Source organism: Pseudomonas sp. QTF5 (assembly GCF_000512695.2).
Lineage (GTDB): Bacteria > Pseudomonadota > Gammaproteobacteria > Pseudomonadales > Pseudomonadaceae > Aquipseudomonas.
Genome location: NZ_AZRW02000011.1, coordinates 41,676 through 67,701 on the forward strand (window position 1 = coordinate 41,676; position 26,026 = coordinate 67,701).

A 26,026-nucleotide genomic window follows, 5' to 3' on the forward strand; every position below is an offset into this window, starting at 1 on the left:
AATGGGGCTACCCAACTCAAAACGGTCATCTTCGGTTGCTACCGTTTTCCCGCCACCTGTCCGAGGGGCGCTGCAGCAGGTTCGACCTGTCAGGCTCGGATGGGGCGTTGCCTGGCCACGGCCAGACACTAAACGCACAACGGCGCCCATTCGCATACATTACGAATGGAGGCTCTTCATGAGCGCTGTTATCACGCCTGTAGATTTTAACGATTACAAAGTCGCCGACATGTCCCTGGCTGCCTGGGGCCGTCGCGAAACCATCATCGCCGAATCCGAAATGCCAGCCCTGATGGGGCTGCGCCGCAAATACTCCGCCGAGCAACCGCTCAAAGGCGCGAAGATTCTCGGCTGCATCCACATGACCATTCAGACTGCCGTGCTGATCGAAACCCTGGTTGCCCTGGGTGCCGAAGTGCGTTGGTCGTCCTGCAACATTTTCTCGACTCAAGACCAGGCCGCTGCCGCTATCGCCGCTGCCGGCATCCCGGTTTTCGCCTGGAAAGGTGAAACTGAAGAAGAGTACGAGTGGTGCCTGGAGCAAACCATCCTCAAAGATGGCGCGCCTTGGGATGCCAACATGATCCTCGACGACGGCGGCGACCTGACCGAGCTGCTGCACAAGAAATATCCGGCGATCCTGGACCGCGTCCACGGCGTCACCGAAGAAACCACCACCGGCGTTCACCGCCTGCTGGACATGCTGGCCAAGGGCGAGCTGAAAATCCCGGCCATCAACGTCAACGACTCGGTGACCAAGAGCAAGAACGACAACAAGTACGGTTGCCGTCACAGCCTGAACGACGCGATCAAGCGCGGCACCGACCACCTGCTGTCCGGCAAGCAAGCGCTGGTCATCGGTTACGGTGACGTGGGCAAGGGCTCGGCCCAGTCCCTGCGTCAGGAAGGCATGATCGTTAAAGTCTCCGAAGTCGACCCGATCTGCGCCATGCAAGCTTGCATGGACGGTTTCGAATTGGTTTCGCCGTTCATCGACGGTATCAACAACGGTACCGAAGCGAGCATCGACAAAGCACTGCTGGGCAAGATCGACCTGATCGTGACCACCACCGGCAACGTCAATGTTTGCGACGCAAACATGCTCAAAGCCCTGAAGAAGCGCGCTGTGGTCTGCAACATCGGTCACTTCGACAACGAAATCGACACCGCTTTCATGCGCAAGAACTGGGCATGGGAAGAAGTGAAGCCACAGGTTCACAAGGTTCACCGCACAGGTGCAGGCAGCTTCGACGCTCAGAACGACGACTACCTGATCCTGCTGGCCGAAGGCCGTCTGGTTAACCTGGGTAACGCCACTGGCCACCCAAGCCGCATCATGGACGGCTCGTTCGCCAACCAGGTGCTGGCTCAAATCTTCCTGTTCGGCCAGAAGTACGCCGACCTGTCGCCAGCCCAGAAAGCCGAGCGCCTGACCGTTGAAGTACTGCCGAAGAAACTCGACGAAGAAGTGGCCCTTGAAATGGTCCGCGGTTTCGGTGGCGTGGTCACTCAACTGACCAAGCAACAGGCTGACTACATCGGCGTGACCGTCGAAGGCCCGTTCAAGCCGCACGCTTACCGCTACTGATCGGTCCTGCTGTCCGCTCTCCCTTGTGGGAGCGGGCTTGCTCGCGAAGGCAGTTTATCATTCAACATTAATGTCGTCTGACCCACCGCTTTCGCGAGCAAGCCCGCTCCCACATTGGGATGTGCACGTCTTTCAGGCTTACGTGTTTCCAAGGATATGACCATGTCCCAAGACCGTCGCTACAGCTTCGAGTTCTTCCCTACGAAGACCGATGCTGGGCATGAAAAACTGATCGCCACTGCCCGTCATCTGGCGACCTACAATCCCGACTTTTTCTCCTGCACCTACGGCGCTGGCGGTTCGACCCGTGATCGCACCCTAAATACCGTGTTGCAGCTTGAAAGCGAAGTCAAAGTCCCTGCCGCACCGCATTTGTCTTGCGTGGGCGATAGCAAGGACGATATTCGTGGCCTGCTGAGCCAGTACAAGGCAGCCGGCATCAAACGTATCGTTGCGCTTCGCGGTGACCTGCCCTCGGGCATGGGCATGGCCAGCGGCGAGATGCGTCATGCCAATGACCTGGTTGAATTCATTCGTGAAGAAACCGGCGATCATTTCCACATCGAAGTAGCCGCTTACCCGGAAATGCATCCGCAAGCGCGCAATTTTGAAGACGATCTCAACAACTTCGTGCGCAAGGCCAACGCCGGTGCCAGCAGTGCGATCACCCAGTACTTCTTCAACGCCGACAGCTATTTCTACTTCGTCGAGCGTATACGAGCGAAAGGCGTGAACATCCCGATCGTGCCGGGGATCATGCCGATCACCAACTACAGCAAGCTCGCGCGCTTTTCCGACGCTTGCGGTGCGGAAATCCCGCGCTGGATCCGCAAGCAACTGGAAGCCTACGGCGACGACACCCAGAGCATCCAAGGCTTTGGTGAGCAAGTCATCACCGAGATGTGCGAACGCCTGCTGCAGGGTGGTGCTCCAGGGCTGCATTTCTACACGCTGAACCAGGCTGAGCCGAGTCTGGCGGTGTGGAATAACCTGAAGTTGCCGCGTTAAAAGTCGTTAAAGCAAGATCCCAAAAGATCGCAGCCTTCGGCATTTCCTACAAAGGTACGTATCCCCCTGTAGGAAATGCCGAAGGCTGCGATTTTTTGCTTTCCGGCGCCCCTTTATTGTGCAGTCATATCCTGAACCAGAGCTTCTGGATCCGGTTTCTGGCTCTTTATGATTTCTCGTCGTAATCTCAAGCCATGCCCTTGATCGTCCAGTTACTGACCGTGTTTCTATTCACTTGCCTGAGCCTCACCGCTCGGGGCGAGAAGTTGCGTATTGTCACCGAACCCTGGGCACCTTATGTGTATGAGGAAAACGGTAAGCCTCTGGGACTCGACTACGAAGCCACGGCCATCGTCTTCAAACGCCTGGGAATCGACGTGGAATGGCAGTTCCTGCCATGGAAACGCTGCCTGTCGATGCTTGAGCAAGGCCAGGCGGATGGCGTGCTGGATATTTTCCACAGCGATGAACGCGACGCGACCCTGCTCTACCCCAGCGAGCCGCTCTCGCAAGTCGAATTCGTGATGTTCTACTCCAAGGAGCGACCGTATCCGTTTCGCATGCTGGACGATCTGAAAGGTCTGACCATTGGCACCTCGCCGGGCTACCTGTACAGCAAGGACTTCAGCGAATCGACGCTGTTCACCCAAGAGCCGGCGCCCACCCATGAAGCCAACTTCGGCAAACTGGTGCGCGGCCGCATCGACCTGCTGATCACTGATCGCCGGGTCGGCCAGTACTTGCTCGATCAACTGAACATCCGCGACAAGATCACCGAGAACCCGATCATCATCAGTCAGCAGAGCCAGTTTCTGGCGGTACGCCGCAATGCCGGGATGGATTTGTTGGTGCAGCGTTTCGGTGCCGAGCTCAAACGCTTCAAGCGCGAGCCGGCCTATGCCGAACTGAGCGCCCGCTATGGCGCCGGCCCGATTACCGAAGCACGGGCCGCCAGCGCCACCGCAACCGGCGGAAAAACCGTTGAGCAGCAGGAAAGCGGCGCGCAGTGATTGCTCTGTTATACTCCGGCCTTCCCGCCAGGCTCACGCCCGGACGCTCGGACTCGTTCAAGGCATCTCGACCCCGCTACAGCGCAGCTTTTCAGCCCGCGCGAGCGCTCCAGACGAGCCTTCGAGGCCCAGCAGGACCGGACGGGATTGCGTCCTCTTAAACGCGATTCGCGCCAGGCAAGACTCCCATTGGGCCAAGCCCTAACTAAAACAGGATTACTCATGTCCTTTGCTTCCCTCGGTCTCTCCGAGGCTTTAGTCCGCGCCATCGAGGCAGCGGGCTATACCGAGCCTACTCCGGTGCAACAGCGGGCCATTCCCGCCGTGTTGCAAGGTCGCGACCTGATGGTTGCGGCACAGACAGGTACTGGTAAAACCGGCGGCTTCGCCCTTCCGATTCTGGAGCGGTTGTTCCCCAACGGTCACCCGGACAAATCCCAGCGTCACGGCCCGCGCCAACCGCGCGTACTGGTGCTGACCCCAACCCGCGAACTCGCGGCCCAGGTGCACGAAAGCTTCAAGGTCTATGCCCGTGACCTGAAGTTCGTCAGCGCCTGCATCTTCGGCGGCGTCGGCATGAACCCACAGGTTCAGGCCATGTCCCGCGGTGTCGACGTGCTGGTAGCCTGCCCAGGTCGTCTGCTCGACCTCGCCGGCCAAGGCAGCGTCGACCTGTCCCACGTGGAAATCCTCGTGCTGGACGAAGCCGACCGCATGCTCGACATGGGCTTTGTCCATGACGTGAAGAAGGTTCTGGCCCGCCTGCCAGCCAAACGGCAAAACCTGCTGTTCTCGGCGACGTTCTCCAAAGACATCACCGACCTTGCCGGCAAGCTGCTGCACAACCCGGAACGCATCGAGGTCACGCCGCCGAACACCACGGTCGAGCGGATCGAACAGCGTGTATTCCGCCTGGCCGCCAGCCACAAGCGTTCGTTGCTCGCGCACCTGATCACCGCCGGCGCCTGGGAACAGGTGCTGGTGTTCACCCGCACCAAACACGGCGCCAACCGTCTGGCCGAGTACCTGGACAAACACGGCCTCACCGCCGTCGCGATCCACGGCAACAAGAGCCAGAACGCCCGAACCAAAGCCCTGGCCGACTTCAAGGCCGGTGAAGTACGCATTCTGGTCGCCACCGACATCGCCGCTCGCGGCCTGGACATCGACCAGTTGCCTCACGTGGTCAACTTCGAACTGCCGAACGTCGACGAAGATTACGTGCACCGTATCGGCCGTACTGGCCGTGCCGGTCGTTCGGGCGAGGCGATCTCGCTGGTCGCGCCGGACGAAGAAAAACTGCTGAAAAGCATCGAGCGCATGACCAAGCAGAAGATTGCCGACGGCAACCTGATGGGCTTCGACTCCAGCGCTGTGGAAGCCGAGAAACCTGAAGTTCGCGAGCGTCCGGATGTGCGTAACCCGCGCAACCCACGTGGCCCGCGCGGCGACGGTCCGAACGGCGGCGGTGGTGGTGGCGGTCGTAAAGACAAAGGCAAGGACAAGGGCGGCAAGGAAAAACCTGCTGCCACTGGCCGTGGCGATCGTCCGGCCCGTGAACACAAGCCTCGTGAAGGTACCCCGGCTCGTGAGCAACAGCGTCCGGCACCTCGCGCCGCCGCTGACCGTGCTCCGGACGAGTTCCTGGACGACGATGTCGATAACTTCGGTAACCGCGTCGACTACGTGCCTCAAGCCAAACCTGCTCAGGGCCGTGGTCGCCGTCCGGGCGCTCCGGCACAAGGCGCAGGCGCAAGTGCTCCGCGCACCGGTCAGCCACAAGGTCGCCAGAACGGTCCGCGCAGCAGCAGCGGCGCAACCACCGGTACGCCACCGGCCAAGCGTAGCGGCCCACGCAGCGGTGCTCCACGTGATGGCCAGGCCCGTCGCGAAGAGTCCCGCAACCGCCGCCCGGCCCGTGACGAACAGCCTCGTTCGGAACCGGCCGTGCAGAACCCGCGCGGCCCGGCACCGAAGATCATTCACAAGGAGTCGAAAAGCGATCGCTTCCCGACACCTGAGCAGCTGGATCAACTGCCAGGCCGTCCGCGCGGCGAAAAACCAGCGTTGCTGACACGCAATCGCTGAGTTTTTCAAAGCCATGAAAAATGCCCCGGATCGCGAGATCCGGGGCATTTTTTATGCTGGCGAAGAACCCTGTGGGAGCGGGCTTGCTCGCGAAAGCGGTGGTTCAGTCGACATCAATGCTGAATGCTCGACCGCATTCGCGAGCAAGCCCGCTCCCACATTGGATTTGCGGTGCCAGTGCAGATTTTGCCCGCCAATAAAAAACGCCCCAGATCGCGAGATCAGGGGCGTTTTTTGTTCAAGCAGCGAAATTCACTTCGCTTTCACACCTTCAAATGTAACGTACAGCTCGACCGCGTCGGACGCTGGCCCCAAATCTTTCTGTTTGCCGAAATCGGAACGTTTGATGCTGGTGGTGCCTTCGAAGCCGGCACGGTAGCCGCCCCATGGATCCTTGCCTTCACCCAGGAAGGTGGCCTTGACCACGATTGGTTTGGTCACACCCAGCAGGGTCAGGTTACCGGTTACGTCGGCAGTGTCTTTACCAGCGGCGTTTTTGCCGGTGGATTTGACGCTGGTGGAAACGAACTTGGCGTCGGCGAATTTGCCCACGTTCAGGAAGTCACCACTGGCGATGTGCTTATCGCGTTCGGCGTGGTTGGTGAACACGCTGGCGGTGCGCACATTGAACTCGATCTTGCTGTCTTCAGGCTTGGCAGCGTCGAAGTTGAACTTGCCGTCGATATCCTTGAAGGTACCGGTGATGTAGCTGTAACCCAGGTGACTGATCTTGAAGTCAGCGAAGGCGTGCTGGCCTTCCTTGTCAACCACGTAGTCGGCCGCCATCACGTTAGCGGACAGCAGAGCAGAACCGATTGCCAGAGCGGCGAGTGTCTTTTTCAACATGCTTTCTATTCCTTGGGAGTCGAGGTTGAATATCAGGCTTTGCGTCCCAGTATTCGCGTCAGGGTCGCATCACGATCGATAAAGTGGTGTTTCAATGCTGCCAACGCATGGAGGCCGGAAAAAATTACCAGTACCCAAGCCAGGTACAAATGGATCACACCAGCGGTGTCTGCCTGGTCCGGTAGTCCGGAAACCAGTGCAGGAACTTCAAACAGGCCAAACACCGGGATCCCGACACCGTCTGCGGTGGAAATCAGGTAACCGGCAATCATCAAAGCGAACAGCCCGAGATAGAGGAAGGCATGGCCGAACACAGCGCCAAGGCGCGTCATGCGGCTATAACTTTGCAGGGGCGGCGGCGGTGGGCTGATAAAGCGCCACAACACCCGCAGCAACATGGCCGCGAACAACACCAGACCAATGCTCTTGTGCAAATCCGGCGCATCTTTGCGCCAGGTGCTGTAGTAGTCGAGACCGACCATCCACAGCCCCAATGCGAACAGGCCGAAGACGGCGAGCGCCACACCCCAGTGCATGAAGATGCTGACCCAACCGTAGCGGGAAGAAGAGTTACGTAACTGCATTGCCCAAATCCTGTAAGAACTGCGACCAAGACTATCGAGTTATCTATCGATTTAAAGCGGAAAATTTCGCTCTGAAATATCGAGAAATACGATCAAGACCTTGGGGTCGAGATGTTAAGAGAGTGTTAACCGGGTGAAAAACCTTCAGCCATCGTTCCCATTTTCAATGCCAGCGCCTTACCACTCGTCAGAACTGTCATATCTGGCAGTAGTGCCATTACGGGTCATTGATGAATCTGAACTGGAATATTTGCGCGAGCGGCCGAAAAGGAGTTCTACATGAGTCACAATTCGAGTTTCCCCCCGTGATAATGAGCAATCAATCCAATTCGATACCCGTAGGAGAAGGACCGCGAGGGATAGCCATCAGCAGTGATGGGGCTCGCGTTTTTGTTTGCAATTACATTTCAGGCAATGTCTCTGTCATCGATACCCGGAGCAAAAAGGTAATCCGCACCATTGCCGTCGAGCGTTACCCCCAAAACATCACCCTTAGCCCTGACGGAAAAAGAGCTTACGTAACCAACTACGGTTCGGGCTCGGTTTCAGTGATTGATACCGAAACATACGAAATGGGTAACGTCACGGTGGGGAGACACCCTTGGGGAGTCGTCGTGAGCCGCGACGGGAAACAGGTTTACGTCACGGTTCGACAGGATAAAGAGTGGTTGGCAATTATTGACGCCCGCACTTACGCGGTGAGCAGAGTGCAAGGATTACCCTCGCCGTCCATCAGTGTGGATATCAGCCAGGACGATTCGCGTCTGTATATTTCCAGCACTAACCCCCCTGGCGCCCCGTATCAGGACGCGCTCACGGTCATCGACAGCAAGACGTTCAAAGTCATCGACATCATCAAAACCGCACAATATCCGTCTGCGGTTACCGTCAGCCCCGACGGCAGAGAAGTGTATGTCGTGGGTCAGGACGCTCGAAAACTTACCGTGCTGGACACCCGGTCATCAATCACCAGGCATTTCGACTTTGTGACTTGCGAAGGGAAAATAGTGTTCGGCGAGAAAAACGCTTATGCCGTTGATCAAACCAACAAGGAGATCGTGGAAGTGAATACCGCCACGTACGAGATTATTCGCAGGGTTCCCATCCCTGGTGCTTGCGAACCGTATGACATGGTGCTTGATCGACACCGCGCCTATATCAGCGACTATCAAAACGACGAAGTCCATATCGTCGATCTACCTCAGGCATAAGCCGCGCCCGGTAGGCGCGCCCGCGAAACCGGTGTGTCAGGCAACATCAATGTTGACTGTACCGCCGTCTTCGCGGGCAAGCCCGTTCCTGCTTACTGCGTCTTGGTTTCAGTCGTTGCCGGGATCTTCGCAGCGGTACTGGCCACTGGTTTCTTCACGGGTTCAGTCTTTTTCGCCGTCGCTTTGACCGGCGCTTTTTTGGTCTCGGTTTTAGCAGCCGTCTTTTTCACGGGAGCTTTCTTGACCGGCTCGGCTTTCACCGGCACCGCTGGCTTCGGTGGCTCAACCGGTACTGGCGCTGGGGCCGGCGCAGCTACTGGGGCCGTCACGGGAGCCACCGGTGCCACGGGTGCTGGCGCCTTGGCCGGTGCCGGTTTGTCGTCAGAACCACCGAACAGGTTGCTGAAGAAGTTGCCTTTCTTCGCCGCCACTGCACCTGCCGCTGCTGCGGTCGCCGCCGGAACAACCTTCGCCGGCTCAAACGATTTGCCCGCCGCCAAGTCTTCTACCTGACTGGCCGCACGCTGACCGGTGCGCAAGGCGCCTTCCAGAGTGCCTGGATACAAGGTGTCGGTGTGTTCGCCGGCAAAGGCTACACGTTGCAGCGGACGTTCCCACAGGCGCCAGTACTTGCTGATCTGGCCCGGGCCGAAGGCCAGGTAAGCGCCACCCATCGACGGGTCGGTGCTGTAGCGACGGATTTCATAACCGGTGAACGAACCGCGTGCCTGTGGATAAAAGGCGTGCAGACGAATCAGTACCTGATCGACCATCTGCTTGTCGCCGAAGGCCTGCATCACGCGCGCGTTGTCGCCGGACAGGTTGATCACCACGTTGGCGCCGCCCTTCAGGGCCGGCTCGACCCATAACATGCCCAGGCCAGTGTTGCTGTAGATCTCGCCGGACATGCGCGCCTTGCTTTCCCACACTGGCGTCTTGAACTTCAGCATGATCTGGTCGCGCCAGCCGTAGTTGGTGCCCTTGATGGCGCCCATGTGCTGAGCATCCAGCGCCGGGGTCATCTGGATCTTGTTCAGTGCACGCAACGGCACGGCCAGCACGATGTAGTCTGCCTGATAGCCAACGCTGCCGACTTTGACGGTCACGCCGTCCTTGTCCTGAGTAATGGCCGAAACCGGGGAGCTGGTCTTGATGGTTTTCAGTTGTTTGACGAAGGCCTGGGCCAGCACCGGGCTGCCGCCAGGCAGACGCGAGGCGCGCAGATCACGGTCGGCAACGCCACGGTAGACACGGCTCTGTTGTGCGAAATACAGCAGCGACAGGCGCGAAGGTTCGTCATAACGGGTACGAATCTGCTGATTCACCAACTGACGCGCAGTGGCTGGCAGACTCAAGCGATCGAGCCAGTTGGACACGTTGATCTGGTCCAGGGCAAACAGCGTGCTGTTGGCGGCCGGGTTTTGCGGATCCTCGATCGAACGCGCCAGATCATCCAGGGTCTTTTCGTAGCGTTTCAGCGCGTCGCTGGTGGCCGGCTGTTTAGTCGCCAGATCGGCGGCGGTGAAATATTCACCGTCGATCAAGTAGCTAGGAGTCCGCACGAATTCAGGGGCTGGCGTGGTGGTCAGCTTGAACGTCGAAACGTATTTGTTCAGCACCGGTTGGGTCTTGTCGTTGCCGATCCACTCACTGGTGGCCATGCCGGAGCGACCGCCCAAAGTCGGCTTGGCTTCCAGCAGCGTGACCTGCCAGCCTTTGTTCTGCAGTTCGTACGCCGCGGTGAGGCCCGAGAGCCCGCCGCCGACTACGATCACCGTTTTATCCTTGGCCAGCGCCGAAACGCTGAACAGCCCCAACATCACCAGCGCACAGGCGCGCAGCCAACCAGCAGACATTCAGCGAACTCCGGAAATACACGAGGAAATAGCGGTTTTACGAGTCAGACGACTCAAAGAACCGCGAAGAATACGTCAGCCATCAAAACGCCGCCAGCGACGTCTATCGCCCTCTACAAAGTAGCTCAATCGACACAATGGGTTGTCCCGATGACGCGCATTGCATAGGCTTGCGCGATTGTTTGCCCGCGCACCAAGCGAGCCGCCTCGAGGAGACTGAACATGGGCCTGAATAATCAGTGGATGCAACGCGATCTCGCGGTGTTATGGCATCCCTGCACCCAGATGAAAGACCACGAACAGCTGCCGCTGATCCCGATCAAACGCGGCGAAGGCGTCTGGCTGGAAGACTTCGAAGGCAAACGTTACCTCGACGCTGTCAGCTCCTGGTGGGTCAATGTGTTCGGTCACGCCAACCCGCGGATCAACCAGCGCATCAAGGATCAGGTCGATCAACTGGAACACGTGATCCTCGCCGGTTTCAGCCATCAGCCAGTGATCGAACTGTCGGAGCGTCTGGTGAAGATGACGCCCGAAGGCCTGACCCGGTGTTTCTACGCCGATAACGGCTCGTCGTGCATCGAAGTCGCGCTGAAAATGAGTTTTCACTACTGGCTCAACCGCGGCCAGCCGAACAAGAAGCGCTTCGTCACCCTCACCAACGGCTACCACGGCGAAACCATGGCGGCGATGGCGGTGGGCGACGTGCCGCTGTTCACCGAAACCTACAAAGCCCTGCTGATGGACACCATCAAGGTGCCGAGCCCCGATTGCTACCTGCGCCCCGAGGGCATGAGCTGGGAGGAACACTCGCGCACTATGTTCACCGCCATGGAGCAGACGCTGGCCGACAACCACGACAGCGTGGCCGCCGTGATTCTGGAGCCGCTGATTCAGGGCGCCGGCGGGATGCGCATGTATCACCCGGTGTATCTGAAGTTGCTGCGCGACGCCTGTGATCGTTATGGCGTTCACCTGATCCACGATGAAATCGCCGTCGGCTTCGGCCGCACCGGAACGATGTTCGCCTGCGAACAGGCCGGTATCCGCCCGGACTTCCTCTGCCTGTCCAAGGCCCTGACCGGCGGTTACCTGCCGTTGGCGGCCTGCCTGACTACCGATGAGGTCTACAGCGCCTTCTACGACGACTACCCGACCCTGCGCGCCTTCCTGCATTCCCACAGCTACACCGGCAATCCGCTGGCGTGCGCGGCGGCATTGGCAACGCTGGATATTTTCGAAGAAGACAACGTCATCGAGAACAACAAGGCCCTGGCTCAACGCATGGCCTCCTCCACGGCGCACCTGGCCGATCACCCCAACGTTGCCGAAGTGCGCCAGACCGGCATGGTCCTGGCCATCGAGATGGTCAAGGACAAAGCCAGCAAGACTGCTTATCCGTGGCAGGAACGTCGCGGTTTGAAAGTGTTCCAGCATGCGCTGGAGCGGGGTGCTTTATTACGGCCGTTGGGCAGCGTGGTGTATTTCCTGCCGCCGTACGTGATTACCCCGGAGCAGATCGATTTTCTGGCCGAAGTGGCCAGCGAAGGCATCGACATCGCCACCCGTGACAGCATCAGCGTGGCGGTGCCGAAGGACTTTCACCCGGGCTACCGTGATCCGGGCTAACAGCCACTGAGTAACCCTGTGGCGAGGGAGCTTGCTCCCGCTCGGCTGCGAAGCAGTCGTAATCCGGTTTGCGCGTTTTAACTGACAAAACGCGGTCACCGGGTTTGGGGCTGCTTCGCAACCCAGCGGGAGCAAGCTCTTATAGAACAAAATTTATCTCATTGATTTTAAAGATAAATTTATTTGCCGATTTATCGGCATGTTCTCTGCGCGACAGCGCAGCCTCATCGCAGGCTGGGCGGACTCCCTCGCCACAAAAGCTGATTGCGCACCCTGCTACATTCGACTTTTTACAGAGACCCAGCATGAGACTCTCCCGCTTCTTTATCGACGCCCCCTTGAGCATCGGCGAACACGAGCTTCCCGAGGCCCAGGCCCATTACATCAGCCGCGTGCTGCGCATGGCCGAGGGTGATGCGGTGCAATTGTTCGACGGCTCGGGCCATGAGTTTCGCGGCACACTGGCGGAAGTCGGCAAGAAGCGCGTCGTGGTGAACATTGATGAAAGCTTCGCCGGGCAGGTCGAGTCGTCGCTTGCGGTCCATCTCGGCCAGGGCCTGTCCCGTGGCGAGCGGATGGACTGGGCGATTCAGAAAGCCACCGAACTGGGCGTCAGCGAAATCACCCCGATCTTCACCGACCGCTGCGAAGTCCGTCTCAAGGACGAACGCGCCGACAAACGCCTGATGCACTGGCGTCAGGTGGCGATCAGCGCCTGCGAGCAGTGCGGGCGCTCATCGGTGCCGGTGATTCATCCGCCGCTGCTGTTGGCCGACTGGCTGAAGCAGACGCAGGCCGAATTGAAGCTGGTACTGCATCCAGTGGCCGAGCCGCTGGTGAGCCATGCGAAACCGGCGACGCTGGCGTTTTTGATCGGGCCGGAAGGCGGGTTGTCCGACGCTGAAGTCGAGCAGGCCAAGGCTGGCGGCTTTCACGCTGCCCGTCTCGGCCCTCGCGTGCTGCGCACCGAAACCGCGCCGGTGGTGGCGCTGGCGGTGGCCCAGCAATTGTGGGGCGACTTCTAGGGCCTCTTCGCGAGCAAGCCCGCTCCCACATTTGATCTCGGGTGTTCACAGATATTGTGTTGACCGCAGATCTAATGTGGGAGCGGGCTTGCTCGCGAAGGCCGACGACGCGGTCTACAAGACATAAAAAACAAAAAAACTACTGCACCGGATCACTCACCGGCTTCGCGATGATCGCCTTGAGCTCGCTGGTCATCGGAAACTCAAGGTTCAAACCTTTAGGCGGAATCGGCTGCTGGAACCAGCGGTTGTAGATGCCGTTGATTTCCCCTGAGCTGTACAAATCGGCGAGCGTCGAATTCACCAATTCGAGAAATTGCGGATCGCCCTTGCGCACCATGCAGCTGTAGATTTCCCGCGATTGCTCCTCGCCCACCACCACCCACTTATGCGGATCACGAGCCTTGGCCCGTTCGCCGTAAAGCAGCGCATCGTCCATATAGAACGCCGCCGCCCGCCCTGACTGCAGCATCTGGAATGCTTCGCCGTGGTCCTTGGCGCTGATCACGAACATATCGATCTTGTGATCGACGTTGTAGCTCTTCAGAAACCGCTCATTGGTGGTGCCGGCGGTGGTCACGACGTTCTTGCCGCGCAGGTCGGCGAAGCTTTTGATGCCGCTGTCCTTCGCCGTGAGCAATTGCCCCTTCACGTAGATGAATCCATAGGAAAACGCCACTTGCTGCATACGCTCGGCAGTCACGCCGGTGGAGCCGCATTCAAGGTCGACCGTGCCGTTTTGCACCAGCGGAATGCGTGTTTGCGAGGTCACCAGGTTGTACTTCACCTGCAGATCCGGCAGCTCGAGTTTTTGCTTGATGCGCTCGACAATCTTGCTCGCCAGGTCCACCGAATAGCCCATCGGCTGCCCCGTGTGATCACCCACGTAAGAGAACGGCACCGACGCGTCGCGATAACCCAGCGTGATGCTCTTGGCATTGGCGACCTTGTTCAGCGTGCCAGTCAGCGGCGCTTCGTTGGCCTGGACCTGACTGGCGAGCAGCAGGCCAAGAGTGCAGCCGATCAACGTGATTTTTTGCATTGTTATTCTCCGTTGTGGGTAAGGGGCGATTAGCGGCGGGCGGCGATCACGGTGATTTCCACCAGAACCTCTGGACGGGCCAGTTGCGCCTGCAATGTGGTGCGGGTCGGCGCCTTGTCCGGCGACAGCCATTGTGACCAGACCTCGTTCATGGCGGCGAAATCGCGGCCAATGTCGCTCAGGTAAATGGTCGCGCTGAGCAAGTGATCCTTGTCGCTGCCAGCCTCGGCCAGCAACCCATCGATTTTCGCCAGGACCTCTGCGGTTTGGCCAGCAGCGTCGTGGCTGTCACCCGGCACCTGTCCCGATAGAAACACCAGTTCGCCGAAGGTCACTGCGCCAGAGAGTCGATTGTTGCTGTTGAAACGCTTGATGCTCATCGGTTCTTCCTTTTCCAGTCAGGCGACGCGGGGTGCGAGGCCCTGCATTTCGATCGAGGGTGCGCGCCGGGCGATCAACTCACTCAGCAACCGAGCGCTACCGCAGGCCAACGTAAAGCCCAAGGCGCCATGGCCGAGGTTGAGCCAGAGGTTGCGGTACGCCGTGGCGCCAATTAATGGCACGCCGCTGGGAGTGGCCGGGCGCATGCCGGCCCATTCAATGGCAGCGTCGTAATCGCCGGCATTGGGCAAGGTTTCCTGCGCCTGGCGCTTGATCAGCGCCAGACGCTTGGGATCGAGCGCCGGGTCGAAACCGACAATGTCGACCATTGCCGCCACCCGCAGTTGTGCACCGATGCGGGCGTAAACCATCTTGCGGTTGTAATCGGTGATGCTCAGCTCCGGCGCGCGATGTTCGGCGTGGATCGGCAGGGTCAGGCTGTAGCCCTTGAGCGGGTACAGCGGCAGGTTCATGCCCGGCAACGCCAGCGCCGGGCTGCGATGACCGGCCGCTATCACCAGTTGCTCGACCGGCAGCACCTGCGCGCCCATTTCGATGGCCTGCACCGCGCCGTCCCCGTGGCGAATGCCGGTGACCGTGCGGCCCGGCAAAAACTCGCAACGCCCCGACGCCTTGAGCCGGGCCACCAGTTGCTGGCAGAACGCATGGCAATCGGCGACTTCTTCATCGGGCGTGTAGATCGCGCCTACGAACGGCGCCTCGGCGAGTGCCGGTTCCAGCTGTGCGCACTCGGCCCCGGACAACACCTGTTGCTGTTGCGGATCAGCCAGCCCTTGGCGCGCATGCTCGAAGCTTGCGGCTTCACGAAACGTCACCAGTTTGCCGTTGCGCCGCCAGTCGAAACCGTCGAGGCGGTCTTCGTCGCGCCAGCCTTGCAGCGTGGCCTGGCTCAGCAACGCCAAGCGCAGCAGATGTGCGCCATTACGCTGATTCACCGAACGACGGCAAGCCGCCAGAAAGGACGCCATCCAGCGCCACTGGGCCGGGTCCAGACGCGGACGCAGCTTCAAGGGCGAATCACCGCGCAACATCCAGCCCAGCGCCTGCAACGGTACGCCGGCATCGGCCAGTGGCGCGACATAGCGGTAGGACAACTGGCCGCCATTGGCGAAACTGGTCTCGCTGGCAAACGAATCCCGGGCCTCGATCAGTGTCACATCGATGCCGTCGCGAACCAGTGCGTAAGCCGTCGTCAGTCCGATGACGCCGCCACCGATGATACAAATCCGCTGAGCCATGTCTGTCCTTAAGCGTTGTTGGAACGTGCTTCAGGTTAGGGCCAGGTGACAACCGTTGAACAATGCATAAAGATGGCTGACCCATAAACAAAGGTTATGGACTTGCCATGCGACTGCGACACATCGAGATTTTTCAGGCCATTCGCCAGACTGGTTCGGTCAGTGGCGCCGCCCAGTTGCTGCACGTGTCGCAGCCGGCGGTGAGCAAAGTGCTGCAACACGCCGAACAGCAATTGGGCTTTGCGTTATTCCTGCGGGTGCGCGGTAAATTGCAGCCGACGCCCGAAGCCCTGGAGCTTGAGCGTGAGGTCGACAAGGTCAGCGAAAGCTTGCAAGGCGTGCGACGTCTGGCCCAGAGCCTGCGCCGCGAGCCGGGCCACAGTGTACGGATTGGCGCGATCCCGGCGCTGGCCTTGTCGCTGCTGCCGCCGGCGATCAACGAATGGACGCAACGCTATCCGGAAATCGCCTGCGAACTGTCCAGCGCCCACAGCCGCGAGCTGATGCAGAACCTGTTGATGCGCGAAGTGGATGTCGCCCTGACGTTGCAACTGCCCGATCATCCGGGCCTGAAGGCGCAGGCCCTGGCCTGTGGGATGCTGGTGGCGCTGGCGCCGAAGGGCTTTTGGGCCGACGACACTCACGGTAAACCGCTGCCGTTGATCGAACTGGCCGGTGCGCCGCTGATCGGCCTGTCCAGCGCCGACCCGCTGGCCGCCAGACTGGATAGCTACCTTGAGGCGGTCGATCCGCCACCGAAGGTACGCATCGCGGTGCAGACCTATTCGCTGGCGCGGGCGATGGTTGAATCCGGGGCCGGGTTGGCAGTGATCGACCCGTTCACCGCACTCGGCGCGTCCCCCGCCACCACGGCGATTCGCCCCCTGGCGCCGGCGCTACCGATCACCCTGTACGCAGTCACCCGCGCCGACGAACCGCCGCCACACACCTTGAGCGACTTGTTTCAGGTGTTCAGCCGACGGGCGCAGGCGCAATTGGATCACCTGTGTCCCTGTGGGAGCGAGCCTGCTCGGGAAAGCGGTGGATCAGTCAGCGATGATGTCGACTGACCTGACGCATTCGCGAGCAGGCTCGCTCCCACAGGTTTTGCAGATAGCTGCAATGCGATCTACAAGACATAAAACAGAATCGCCACAAAGTGCAGCACGCTCCCGGCAATCACGAACAGATGCCAAATCCCGTGGGCATGGCGCAAACGACTGTCTAGCGCAAAAAAGACAATGCCCACGGTGTACAGCACGCCGCCAGACGCCAGCCAGGCAAACCCGGTGCTGCCCAGCGCCGCCAGTAACGGCTTGACCGCCACCAGCACGATCCAGCCCATCACCGCGTAGATCACGATCGACAGAATCCGCGCTTCCGAGCGGGGCTTGATCTCTTGCAGGATCCCGATCAGCGCCAGCCCCCAGACAATCCCGAACAGCGTCCAGCCCCACGGCCCGCGCAGGGTCACCAGGCAGAACGGCGTGTAACTGCCGGCAATCAGCAGGTAGATCGAAAAGTGATCGACCTTCTGCATGATCGCTTTCTTGCGCCCGCGCACGCTGTGATACACGGTCGATGCGCTGTAGAGCACCAACAAGGTGAACGCGTAAATCGCCACGCTGACGATCTTCCACGGACTGCCGTCCATGCTGGCGATCACCAGCAGCCACACACCCCCGACAAACGCCGCCACTGCCCCGACCAGATGCGTCCAGGCATTCAATCTTTCTCCGTGATACATGTGTTGCTCACCTCAAAATTCATTACCGCATCGCGCAAGGCTCAGGCCTTGAGGCTAAAAGCGCAATGTTTCAGAACACAATGCCCCCTGTAGGAGCTGTCGTGGGAGTCACCTTAGAGTGTTGGGTGGGGGGCATCAATCAAGCAGAGTGTTGGATTGTTACGGTCAGGGTAATGGTTGGCGGGAGGGATTCGTTGCCCGTGCCGACGCCTTCGCGAGCAAGCCCGCTCCCACATTGGAATGCATACCCCTGTGGGAGCGGGCTTGCTCGCGAAGGGGTCAGAACAATCCCGCAGTTTTCAATGACAGAGCATTACAGTCCGGTCATCTGCTGCTGCACGCGAATCTGCAGCTGCTCAGTGCTTTCCAATAGCTGCGCCAACAACGCCGGATCTTCATCCATATAGCCTTCGTACTCCGCCAGGTTTCGTCGCTCATGACACAGGGCGAATAGCCGAACCTGTACTTTGCCAATATCAGCGGTATGAACCAGGCACTGAAACACCAGATATCGCTTGTCTGAACGGTAGCCGCACAAGCGAAGAGCCGTCAGTGCAAGGGCATGGGCAGCGCTGTAGGCCAGGTCGAAACGACTCGCGAAGGAAAGCGAAGACGTTTGCGCGTCTTTCAATCGATCCACAGCCGAACGCATCAGCCCTTCGCATTCCTTGCGATCCGGCGGCTCAGCTTTCAGTCCACCGCTACGTAACAGGTTTTCCAGGTTCTCGTTGCTGCCCATCCTTGGACTCCAAAGGGTTTCCCCCCATCAGATTGATCTTGTCCTGCTGCACCACCCGCACGACAAAACTATTTTCAGCCACCAGTTTGGCGGCCCAGTCGTCGGGGGTGTAGAGCGTCGGGTTGAGGACGCGGCCCAATTGCTCCTCCATCGGTATAAGCCGCTCCATCACTTCACTGTAGTGCAGGCCCTCGCCGATCAGCATGAGATCAATGTCACTGGATGCGTTTGCCTGATCCTTGGCGATAGAGCCGTATACAAATGCCCAAGTGATCTGTTCGGCAAAGGGTTGGAGCGCCTGACGCAGAGGTTCGGCAATACCAAAGGCTTTGCGAGCGATGCCCAGCAGTTCCGCATAGATCGGGCAGTCGGGATTGGCTTGATAGTGGGTCTGGTTGCCCTGACGGGTCATGGTCAGCACGCCTGCCCGCTGCAACCGATCCAGTTCGCGCATGAGGCTGCCTTTACCCACTTGAGCCCATCGGGCGATTTCGTTGGCGTAGAAACTTCGGTCGGGTTTACCGAACAGCAAGCCGAGCACTTTTTGCTGGGTGGTGGTGAACAAGGCTTCGCTTAGTGACAGGTTTTTCACGGCAACGACCGATAAGTCCCAAAAAAGGAACGATAGGTCCCTTTTTGGGAATCTTCAACCTGACGCAGCGTAAACCATTGTTCTCGGTGTACCTGATATACCCCGGTTGCGGGTTTTGGGGCTGCTTCGCAACCCAGCGGGAGCAAGCTCCCTCGCCACAGGGAGGTCCGACAGCCTGAGGTTTTGTGTTTAAAAGTTTGTCCGCTTGAACGGTGAGAGGCTACGCAGTCTGGCGTCGCTGCCTACAGCAATGCCGGAACCCGCCGACTGGTGCGGTTTTGCGTTGATCTTTATCGTTTGGGGGTCGCTGCAAACTCAGCGACCGGGATTGGAAACCCCGACGAGCAAACGGCGTGAAAGCGCCACTCATGACGTATGCTTGCGCACCTTTAAAGTGTGCACTCCGTTATGGCGGCTGTGCGCGGGAGACCTTCGGGTCAACCGGGTTGCCGTTTCCCGGGTTTCCAGCCTGCGTACAGCTGCCACCCCTTCGTTCGGAAACCGAAAGGGCCAGCTCCAAACCATAAGCGGAGAATCACTATGTTCAAAGCTACTCCCAATCCCCCGGAAACCGGCGTCGATTCCCAAGCCTCCCTCGAAGCCGAGAAACTCAAGGAAGCCGCCGACCGCGCCTTCTCTCATTACTTCCCGCCACCCCACGAAAAACCGGCCAAACGCCGTAAGTCCCAGCTCTTCACCGTCTCCCCCGATATCGACACCGAAGCCCTTCTGGCCAATGCCTCCGAAGACCTGCTGTCCATCAGCGCCATTGCTGCCGATCTGGCGGACGATGTGGAAGGCTCACGTCGCTCTGTAGCCTTGGCGCTCAGCCGTTTGGCAGATGGCGTGCAGTTGTTGGTGGAGCGAGTGCTGGATCATCATGAGTCGTTGCAGATGAAGGCTCAGGCCGGGGTTTAGCGCAGAAACCTTTGTTCATGATCGTTCCCACGCTCTGCGTGGGAATGCAGCCCGGGACGCTCTGCGTCCCAAAAAGCCGAACACGGAGCGTCCGTTGAGGCATTCCCACGCGGAGCGTGGGAACGATCAGTAGGCTAACCCTGCTGTAACAAGCAGCTCCTCCAGCGCCAACAAATCCGGCACCTTGGCCACTTGCTCCCCCACCTGCACCGCCGCCTGTTCCAGCGAACACAACGGCACATCGACATAGCTCAGCTGACTGTCGAGCTTGTAAGACCGCGGAATCCCCTGCACCAGCAGCGCAATGAACTTCAGCTCAGGCCGCCCGCCGAGGGCATTGAGGATGACGATCCGTGCTCGCTCACCGATCACCACTTTGTTGCCACACGCCGACTCAAAACTAAGCAACGGAATCTGCCGTTCCCGCCACGTCACCCGCCCCAGATACCACGGCGGTGTATCGAGATCGAAAGCCCCCGGCTGATAGTCGATGAGTTCAGCGACAGCGACGTTGGGCAGGATCAGGTTGCGATCCGCCAAGGGCAGTAAAAGGCCGGTGAGGTTGCTGGAGCGCTTGTTGACGCGCAGCTCATGCATGGGTTTTGCTCCACAATGCGATGCTGTCGAGCAGCACCGATTCCTGATATGGCTTGCCGAGGTAGTCATTGACGCCGATGGCCATGGCGCGGTCGCGGTGTTTCTGGCCGGTACGGGAGGTGATCATGATGATTGGCAGATGCTGCAAGCGTTCGTCCGCGCGCACCTGGGTCGCCACCTCGAAGCCGTCCATGCGCGGCATTTCGATGTCCAGCAGCATCAGGTCGGGCATGTGTTCTTCGAGCAGCAACATGGCGTCGACACCGTCCTTGGCGGTCAGCACGTTCATGCCGTGGCGCTCCAGCAAACGGCTGGTGACCTTGCGCACGGTGACCGAATCGTCGACCACCAGCACCAGCAACGGCCGTTGCGACTCGGGCTCTACGTCCTGCGTCACCGGTCGTTGCGGCACCCGCGCTTGCATGGCGCGGATCGGCGCCAGCAAGTCGAGAATCAGCACCACCCGGCCATCGCCGAGAATCGTCGCGCCGGACAAACCCTGCACCGCGGCGAACTGCGGACCAAGGCTTTTGACCACGATTTCCCGGGTGCCGGCCATGGCATCCACCTGCACCGCGACATGCCGCTCGTTGCACTGCACCAGCAATACCGGCAACGGCAGGCTCTGGCCCAGCAGTTTCGGGCGGGGGCTGGTTTTCAGCAGCTCGCCGAGATAGCACAGCTCATAACGTTGCCCGGCGTATTCGTAGGTTGGCGGATCGAGCCGGTAATGCCCTTCGAGTTCGTTGGGTAACACACGAACAATGCCGTCGATGGTGTTCAGCGGGATAGCGTATTGATCCTCTGCGCACTGCACCATCAGCGCGCGATTGACCGACACGGTGAACGGCAGGCGAATCCGGAAATGCACGCCCTGCCCCGGCACAGAGTCGATGATCATGCTGCCGCCGAGCTGCCGGACTTCTTCGTGAACCACGTCCATGCCGACGCCACGCCCGGAGATCTGGGTGATTTTCTCGGCGGTGGAGAACCCGGGTTGCAGGATGAATTGCAGCACGTCGCGGTCGCTGATGTCGCTGTCCGCGTCGAGCAACCCGCGCTTGATCGCCTTGCGTCGCACGGCGTCCAGCGGCACGCCGGCACCGTCGTCGCGGATGTCGAAAATGATATCGCCACCCTCACGGGACAAGTCGAGGGTGATCTTGCCTTGGGCCGGTTTACCCGCCGCGATACGCACCTCGGCCGATTCCAGCCCATGGTCGACGGCGTTGCGCAGCATGTGTTCCAGCGGCGCGGCCATGCGCTCGAGAACGTTGCGGTCCATCTCGCCTTCCGCGTTGCCAACGATAAAGTCCACGTCCTTGCCCAGTTCGCTGGCGACCTGACGAACGATGCGCTTCAAACGCGGCAGCATTCGCTCGAACGGCACCATGCGCGTACGCATCAGGCCTTCCTGCAATTCGGTGTTGATGCGGCCCTGCTGTTGCAGCAGATTTTCCGCGTCATGATTACGCCGCTCGAGGGTTTCCTTGAGGTCGAGCAAGTCGGAGGCGGACTCGAACAGCGCCCGAGACAACTGTTGCAGCTGCGAGTGACGGTCCATCTCCAGCGGGTCGAACTCTTCGTAGCCCAGGCGTTCGGCCTCGACTTGCTGACGGCTGAGAATCCGCCCCTGGGTTTCTGTATCGAGGCGGCGCAACTGGTCGCGCATGCGCTCGATGGTGGTTTCCATCTCGCTCAGGGCCACCCGTGCGTCGTTGACCTGTTGTTCGATGCGCCCGCGGAAGATTGAAGTTTCCCCGGCCAGGTTGACCAGGTCGTCGAGCAACTCCGCCGAAACCTTGACCGTATCGGTGCCTTCCGGTTGCAGCGTGGCTGGCTCGGCTTTTGGCGCTACAGGCAGCGTCACGGGTGCCGATGTTTCGGGCACTGCTGGATGGCTGAAATTCTTGATCGCGTCGATCAGCCGATCGGCCGGTGGCAATGGCTGACCGGCGCGGGTGGCGTCGAGCATCTGCGCCAGTCGGTCATGGCTGCGTTGCAACAGCGAGAATAGCTCGGCGGTGGGTTGCAGCACGCCAGCCGACAAGCCTTCGTAGAGGAATTCCAGTTCGTGGGCCAGGTCGCCAATCGGCACAATCTCCACCATCCGTGCGCCACCCTTGAGGGTGTGCAGGTCGCGCAGCAGGGTTTCCACTTCCTGGCGATTCGACGGCTCGGCCTGCCAGCGCAACAGCGCCGCGCCGGAGTTTTCAATGATGTCGAAACCTTCCTCGAGGAAGATCTCCAGAAGCTCGGGATCATGACCCGCCGAGTCTTTGCTGACCGCTGGTTCGATCGCCTCAGCGCTGCCGGCATTGCCCTGACGAAACTCACGAATGGCTTCGATCAACTCGCCCGGATCCCCCAGCGGACGGTTGTGCTGTAACTGATCAAGGAACATGGCCAGTCGGTCATGGCTCTGTTGCAGTAACTGCGCCAGCCCTTCGCTGTGGCTGTAACGACGGTCCACCAGGCCTTCGTAAAGGCTTTCCAGTTCATGGGCCAGATCGCCGACCGGCTCGACCTCGGCCATCCGCGCACCGCCCTTGAGGGTGTGCAAATCGCGCTGCAAGGACGACAGCGGCGCGGCGTTGTCCGGGTCGCCCAGCCAGCGCTGCAAGGCCTGGCCGGCGCTTTCGAGGATATCCACCGCTTCTTCAAGGAAGATCGAAACGATTTCGTCGTCCAGCTCAACCTGAGTCGCGCTCTGCTCCAGCTCGGCGGTGGCGCTGCCCAGTTCGCGGATGCTCAGGGTGCGGCTGCCGTCACTGCGGATCAGGCCCATGGAGGATGGATCGAGACTCTCATCGAGCAAGCCGCGCAAGGCCCGAACGCGCGCCGGTTGCGCAGTGACTTCCTGGCCGGCGGCCAGTTCGTCGAGCATGTTGATCAGCGCTTCATGGGCACTTTGCGCCTCGTGGAAAAACCTGTCGCTGACCGCCAGGCTGCTTTCTTCCACTGCGCCATACAGGTCGAGCAAAGCTTCGCAGAGCTCATCCACCGGATGCAGATCGGCCAGGTGCGCGCCTTCGCCGAGGGTGGTCAGTTCGTCCAGCAGCGCGCTGAGTTCCTGCCGTTCGCCGGGATGCTCCTGCCAGCGCTGCAACAGGCTTTCGGCGTCCAGCAGGATGTCCATGCCTTGGGCGAGGAAGTTGTTGATCAGTTGCGGATCGCGCTTGATGCGCAGTCCCGTGTTGGGTGCGCTCAAGAGGCTTTGCAGACGCTCGGTCAGCACTGTGTGGGTTCGCTCGATCAACGAGCGGGCGTCGGGAATTTCGGCCAGCGGCTCGCTCTTGAGCTGTCGCAGCCCAAGGCGGAACAGCCCTTCGGCTTCCAGCAGCAATTCGACTTCGTCCAGGTCGAGGGCAATCCGGTGCGCCTTGTACTCCCGGGCCAGTTCATCCAGCGACGCCGCCAACTCGGCAATCGGCAGCACGCCAGCCATCGAGGCGCTGCCCTTGAGCGTATGCAACGCCCGCTGCAACTCGTCGCTGGCCTGAAGCGGCACGTGCTCGGAGGCTTGATCAAGGAAGCGGTTGAGGCTGCTCAAATGGGTTTCGGCTTCGTTGCGGAAGATCTCCAGCAACAGTGGATCGAGCGCCGTGACATCCTGCACGTCCTCATCGGACACCGGCTTATCACCCTTGGCGAGGGCATGCGCACGGGCGGCCAATTGATCGACATCGTTGCGTTGACGTTGAGTATTGCCGGCGAATTCGACTACCAGATCCGGCAGCAGCTTCAGCGCATCGCCCACCAGTTGTTGCACCGCAGGCGAAGGTGCAACGCTGTGTTCAAGCACGCGATTGAGCAGGTTTTCCACCGCCCACGCCAGTTCGCCCAGCACCAGCGCACGGACCATCCGGCCGCTGCCTTTGAGGGTATGGAAGGCGCGGCGTAATTCAACCAAGGCTGATGTGTTGTCGGGATTGGTCGACCAACGTGGCAAGTATTCTTGAAGGATTTCCAGCACCTCGTCAGTCTCTTCAAGGAAGACGTCCCGCAGTTCATCGTCCACCGGCTCTTCACCGGCGGGCGGCGGCAACAGGCTACCCGGCGTGATCAGCGCTGGTGGGTTGACCGACGACACCGAACTGGCCAGCACATCGGCCAGGGACTGAACGATTTCGGGGTCGTCCAGTTCCTGCATGTCTTGCATGACCAGGGCTTCACTGGGGCTGAGCACATCCTTGAGCATCGGCACTTGCTGTTCGCTGGGGAAGAAGCCGAGCGAGGCCAGGCCTTTTTCCGCGACATCGAGCAGGTGTTCCCCCGGTGCTTCGGGGTCATCGCCGAGGCGCTCCAGGTAATACTCGATGCTGGTGATGACGTCGGCCAGGCTGTCCAGTTGCTGCCAGCCAGGCTGGCCGGGGTCCACCAGCAGATGCTCGCGGATGAAGCCGTTGCAGGTCTCGACCAGGCTCGCCGCGCGGGCCAACGGAATCATCGCCAGCGCGCCGCGCACTTGGGTCAGCAACGCCGGCAAGGGTTGCAAATGCTGGCGGTCCCAGTCGGCGTCGATGTAGTCGACGATCATGTCCTTGGCCTGCTGCAGGCAGATGCGCGCTTCCTTGATCACGATCTGATGGATCTGCGTCAGGTCGGTGGTCGGCAGACGGCTGTCTTCCTGGCTTTCCGGCTCCACGGTGCCAACCATGCCGGCCAGGGTCGCTTCGACGTAGAGCAAGGCCCCGGCGACGTCCATGAGGGTCGCGTCGTTGGGTTCGCGCTGGCCTTGGGCGAGGCTCAGCACCACCGCCAATTGATCGATGATGACCTTGCGCGGCTGGCCGAAACCGAGCACCGCCAAGGTGTCGGCGATTTGCCGCAGGGGCGCCAGCAGGGTTTCGAGGTCCGAGGTGTGCTGACGGTCGCTGCGCACGAACAGGTCCAGGCGCTCCTTGACCCGCACCAGCTCTTCGCACAGCGCCGCCAATACCGAGCGCATGGCATCGCGATCAGGGCCGGCCAGCCGTGCCCGTTCTTCATCGACCATCGCGCCGTCGGGTAGCGCATCGTCAAGTGAGTAGCGATCTTTCATGGTCAGCATCTGCCCGGTGGGGTGTTCGGCCTTGGCAATATAGAACAACAAACTCTTGAGCAGCTCGGGCGTCGCCGGTTGATTGATTCCGGGCATGCCCTGTTCGAGCAAACGCTTGAGCTCTTTGTCGGCGTCCTTGAACAGGCTGCGCAACGCCGGGCTGTTGGCGATCGAGCCGTTGCGCATGCCTTCGACCAGCGCCAAAGCGACTTGCCATAACGGGCTCAGGGGCGCATTGCCGCACAGCGCTTCGAGGCGCGCAAACACCCTGGCCAGATAACCGAAGTGGGTTTCGCTATCCTGCTCGCGCAGCAAGCCGACCAGCGCCATCTGCAACATCTGCCGCAACTTGCGCAGTACATTCGGCAAGTCGGACGGTTCCAGCAGCGCCAGGGTTTCTTCGCTCAGGGGCGGCAGGTCCGGCAGTTGCGGGCTGAACAAACTGGTTTCCGACAACAGGCTTTCGCCGCGAGCACTGCGCAGGTCATTGATCAACGGCAACACGACTAGCGGCAAATCACGACGGGCGCTTTGCACCCGGTCGAGGTAAGTCGGCAATTGCCCCAAGGCGTGCAGCAACAGATGGATCGCCTCGTCGCGATGGCTGATGCGGTTCTGCTGTAAGGCGCTGGTCAGCTGCTCGATTTCTTCGGCGAGCAGGGCCGCGCCGTAGAACTCGACCATCTGCAAACTACCGTGAACCTGATGGACACAGGCCAGACACTCGCTCAGTGTGTGCGTCGCCTGTGGATCGTCGATCAGGGTTTCGATCGCCTGATGAGCCTGTTTCAGCGTTTCGGCAATCTCGCCTTTGACCCATTCGAGGGCCACATAGTCGTGCCGATCACCCATAACCACTCCA

20 protein-coding genes and 1 riboswitch are annotated in these 26,026 nt (G+C 60.1%); of the genes, 9 read left to right on the forward strand and 11 right to left on the reverse strand.

Annotated features, from left to right (window positions below):
- Positions 1 to 56: 56 nt before the first annotated feature.
- Positions 57 to 155: riboswitch (S-adenosyl-L-homocysteine riboswitch) on the forward strand.
- 23 nt (positions 156 to 178) lie between these two features.
- The 4 genes from ahcY (at position 179) to IC37_RS11365 (ending at position 5,694) form a co-directional block, all read left to right on the forward strand.
- Complete coding sequence (ahcY, locus tag IC37_RS11350) at positions 179 to 1,588, forward strand: adenosylhomocysteinase (RefSeq protein ID WP_030130196.1); 1,410 nt, start codon at positions 179 to 181, stop codon at positions 1,586 to 1,588.
- Positions 1,589 to 1,750: 162 nt separating this feature from the next.
- Entirely contained in the window at positions 1,751 to 2,596 is an 846-nt protein-coding gene (metF, locus tag IC37_RS11355; protein ID WP_030130195.1) for a methylenetetrahydrofolate reductase [NAD(P)H], read from the forward strand.
- A gap of 194 nt (positions 2,597 to 2,790) precedes the next feature.
- Positions 2,791 to 3,606 (forward strand): ABC transporter substrate-binding protein, encoded by an 816-nt coding sequence (locus tag IC37_RS11360; RefSeq protein WP_030130194.1) that lies wholly within the window; start codon positions 2,791 to 2,793, stop codon positions 3,604 to 3,606.
- 222 nt (positions 3,607 to 3,828) lie between these two features.
- The gene (locus IC37_RS11365; protein ID WP_030130193.1) at positions 3,829 to 5,694 is read left to right on the forward strand and encodes a DEAD/DEAH box helicase; all 1,866 of its coding nucleotides are present in this window, start codon (positions 3,829 to 3,831) and stop codon (positions 5,692 to 5,694) included.
- Positions 5,695 to 5,946: 252 nt separating this feature from the next.
- On the opposite strand, the gene IC37_RS11370 is transcribed toward IC37_RS11365, so the two are convergent.
- Positions 5,947 to 6,540 (reverse strand): YceI family protein, encoded by a 594-nt coding sequence (locus tag IC37_RS11370; RefSeq protein WP_030130192.1) that lies wholly within the window; start codon positions 6,538 to 6,540, stop codon positions 5,947 to 5,949.
- Positions 6,541 to 6,572: 32 nt separating this feature from the next.
- Positions 6,573 to 7,124: a cytochrome b gene (locus tag IC37_RS11375; protein ID WP_030130191.1), complete on the reverse strand. Its 552-nt coding sequence runs from the start codon at positions 7,122 to 7,124 to the stop codon at positions 6,573 to 6,575.
- 230 nt (positions 7,125 to 7,354) lie between these two features.
- Here IC37_RS11375 and IC37_RS11380 point away from each other — a divergent pair, with 230 nt between their 5' ends.
- Positions 7,355 to 8,335 (forward strand): YncE family protein, encoded by a 981-nt coding sequence (locus tag IC37_RS11380; RefSeq protein WP_256580709.1) that lies wholly within the window; start codon positions 7,355 to 7,357, stop codon positions 8,333 to 8,335.
- Between the two features lie 92 nt (positions 8,336 to 8,427).
- On the opposite strand, the gene IC37_RS11385 is transcribed toward IC37_RS11380, so the two are convergent.
- A complete protein-coding gene (locus IC37_RS11385) occupies positions 8,428 to 10,191 on the reverse strand; it encodes a flavin monoamine oxidase family protein (protein ID WP_030130189.1) in 1,764 nt (587 codons plus the stop codon).
- A 222-nt stretch (positions 10,192 to 10,413) separates the two neighbouring features.
- Between IC37_RS11385 and IC37_RS11390 the strand changes: the two genes are divergently transcribed.
- Together IC37_RS11390 and IC37_RS11395 are read left to right on the forward strand one after the other, a co-directional pair.
- On the forward strand, positions 10,414 to 11,820 hold the full coding sequence (locus tag IC37_RS11390) for an adenosylmethionine--8-amino-7-oxononanoate transaminase (protein ID WP_030130188.1): 1,407 nt from the start codon (positions 10,414 to 10,416) through the stop codon (positions 11,818 to 11,820).
- Positions 11,821 to 12,125: 305 nt separating this feature from the next.
- Positions 12,126 to 12,845, forward strand: a complete 720-nt coding sequence (locus IC37_RS11395; RefSeq protein ID WP_030130187.1) for a 16S rRNA (uracil(1498)-N(3))-methyltransferase — start codon at positions 12,126 to 12,128, stop codon at positions 12,843 to 12,845.
- 139 nt (positions 12,846 to 12,984) lie between these two features.
- Here the strand turns inward: IC37_RS11395 and IC37_RS11400 are convergent, their stop codons facing one another.
- From IC37_RS11400 to IC37_RS11410, 3 genes are read right to left on the reverse strand one after another with little or no spacing between them, the layout of a single operon-like run.
- On the reverse strand, positions 12,985 to 13,887 hold the full coding sequence (locus tag IC37_RS11400) for a transporter substrate-binding domain-containing protein (protein WP_007898005.1): 903 nt from the start codon (positions 13,885 to 13,887) through the stop codon (positions 12,985 to 12,987).
- A gap of 29 nt (positions 13,888 to 13,916) precedes the next feature.
- Positions 13,917 to 14,267, reverse strand: a complete 351-nt coding sequence (locus IC37_RS11405; RefSeq protein WP_030130186.1) for a RidA family protein — start codon at positions 14,265 to 14,267, stop codon at positions 13,917 to 13,919.
- Positions 14,268 to 14,285: 18 nt separating this feature from the next.
- Positions 14,286 to 15,527, reverse strand: coding sequence for a D-amino acid dehydrogenase (locus IC37_RS11410; RefSeq protein ID WP_030130185.1), 1,242 nt, complete (start codon positions 15,525 to 15,527; stop codon positions 14,286 to 14,288).
- 107 nt (positions 15,528 to 15,634) lie between these two features.
- On the opposite strand from IC37_RS11410, the gene IC37_RS11415 reads away from it, so the two are divergent.
- Positions 15,635 to 16,597 carry a LysR family transcriptional regulator gene (locus IC37_RS11415; RefSeq protein WP_030130184.1) on the forward strand — a complete coding sequence of 321 codons (963 nt, stop codon included), beginning with the start codon at positions 15,635 to 15,637 and terminating at the stop codon, positions 16,595 to 16,597.
- A 59-nt stretch (positions 16,598 to 16,656) separates the two neighbouring features.
- Here IC37_RS11415 and IC37_RS11420 read toward each other — a convergent pair whose 3' ends face one another.
- The 3 genes from IC37_RS11420 to IC37_RS11435 form a co-directional block, all read right to left on the reverse strand.
- Entirely contained in the window at positions 16,657 to 17,274 is a 618-nt protein-coding gene (locus IC37_RS11420) for a hemolysin III family protein (RefSeq protein ID WP_030130183.1), read from the reverse strand.
- A 313-nt stretch (positions 17,275 to 17,587) separates the two neighbouring features.
- Positions 17,588 to 18,013: a hypothetical protein gene (locus IC37_RS11430; protein ID WP_030130182.1), complete on the reverse strand. Its 426-nt coding sequence runs from the start codon at positions 18,011 to 18,013 to the stop codon at positions 17,588 to 17,590.
- Entirely contained in the window at positions 17,976 to 18,605 is a 630-nt protein-coding gene (locus IC37_RS11435; RefSeq protein WP_030130181.1) for a nucleotidyltransferase domain-containing protein, read from the reverse strand. The genes IC37_RS11430 and IC37_RS11435 overlap by 38 nt, the downstream gene beginning before the upstream one ends.
- A gap of 540 nt (positions 18,606 to 19,145) precedes the next feature.
- Between IC37_RS11435 and IC37_RS11440 the strand changes: the two genes are divergently transcribed.
- A complete protein-coding gene (locus tag IC37_RS11440; RefSeq protein ID WP_030130180.1) occupies positions 19,146 to 19,523 on the forward strand; it encodes a DUF6124 family protein in 378 nt (125 codons plus the stop codon).
- Between the two features lie 126 nt (positions 19,524 to 19,649).
- On the opposite strand, the gene IC37_RS11445 is transcribed toward IC37_RS11440, so the two are convergent.
- Together IC37_RS11445 and IC37_RS11450 are read right to left on the reverse strand one after the other, a co-directional pair.
- A complete protein-coding gene (locus tag IC37_RS11445) occupies positions 19,650 to 20,120 on the reverse strand; it encodes a chemotaxis protein CheW (RefSeq protein ID WP_030130179.1) in 471 nt (156 codons plus the stop codon).
- On the reverse strand, positions 20,113 to 26,016 hold the full coding sequence (locus tag IC37_RS11450; RefSeq protein WP_030130178.1) for an Hpt domain-containing protein: 5,904 nt from the start codon (positions 26,014 to 26,016) through the stop codon (positions 20,113 to 20,115). Before IC37_RS11450 ends, IC37_RS11445 begins: the two co-directional genes overlap by 8 nt.
- Positions 26,017 to 26,026: the final 10 nt, after the last annotated feature.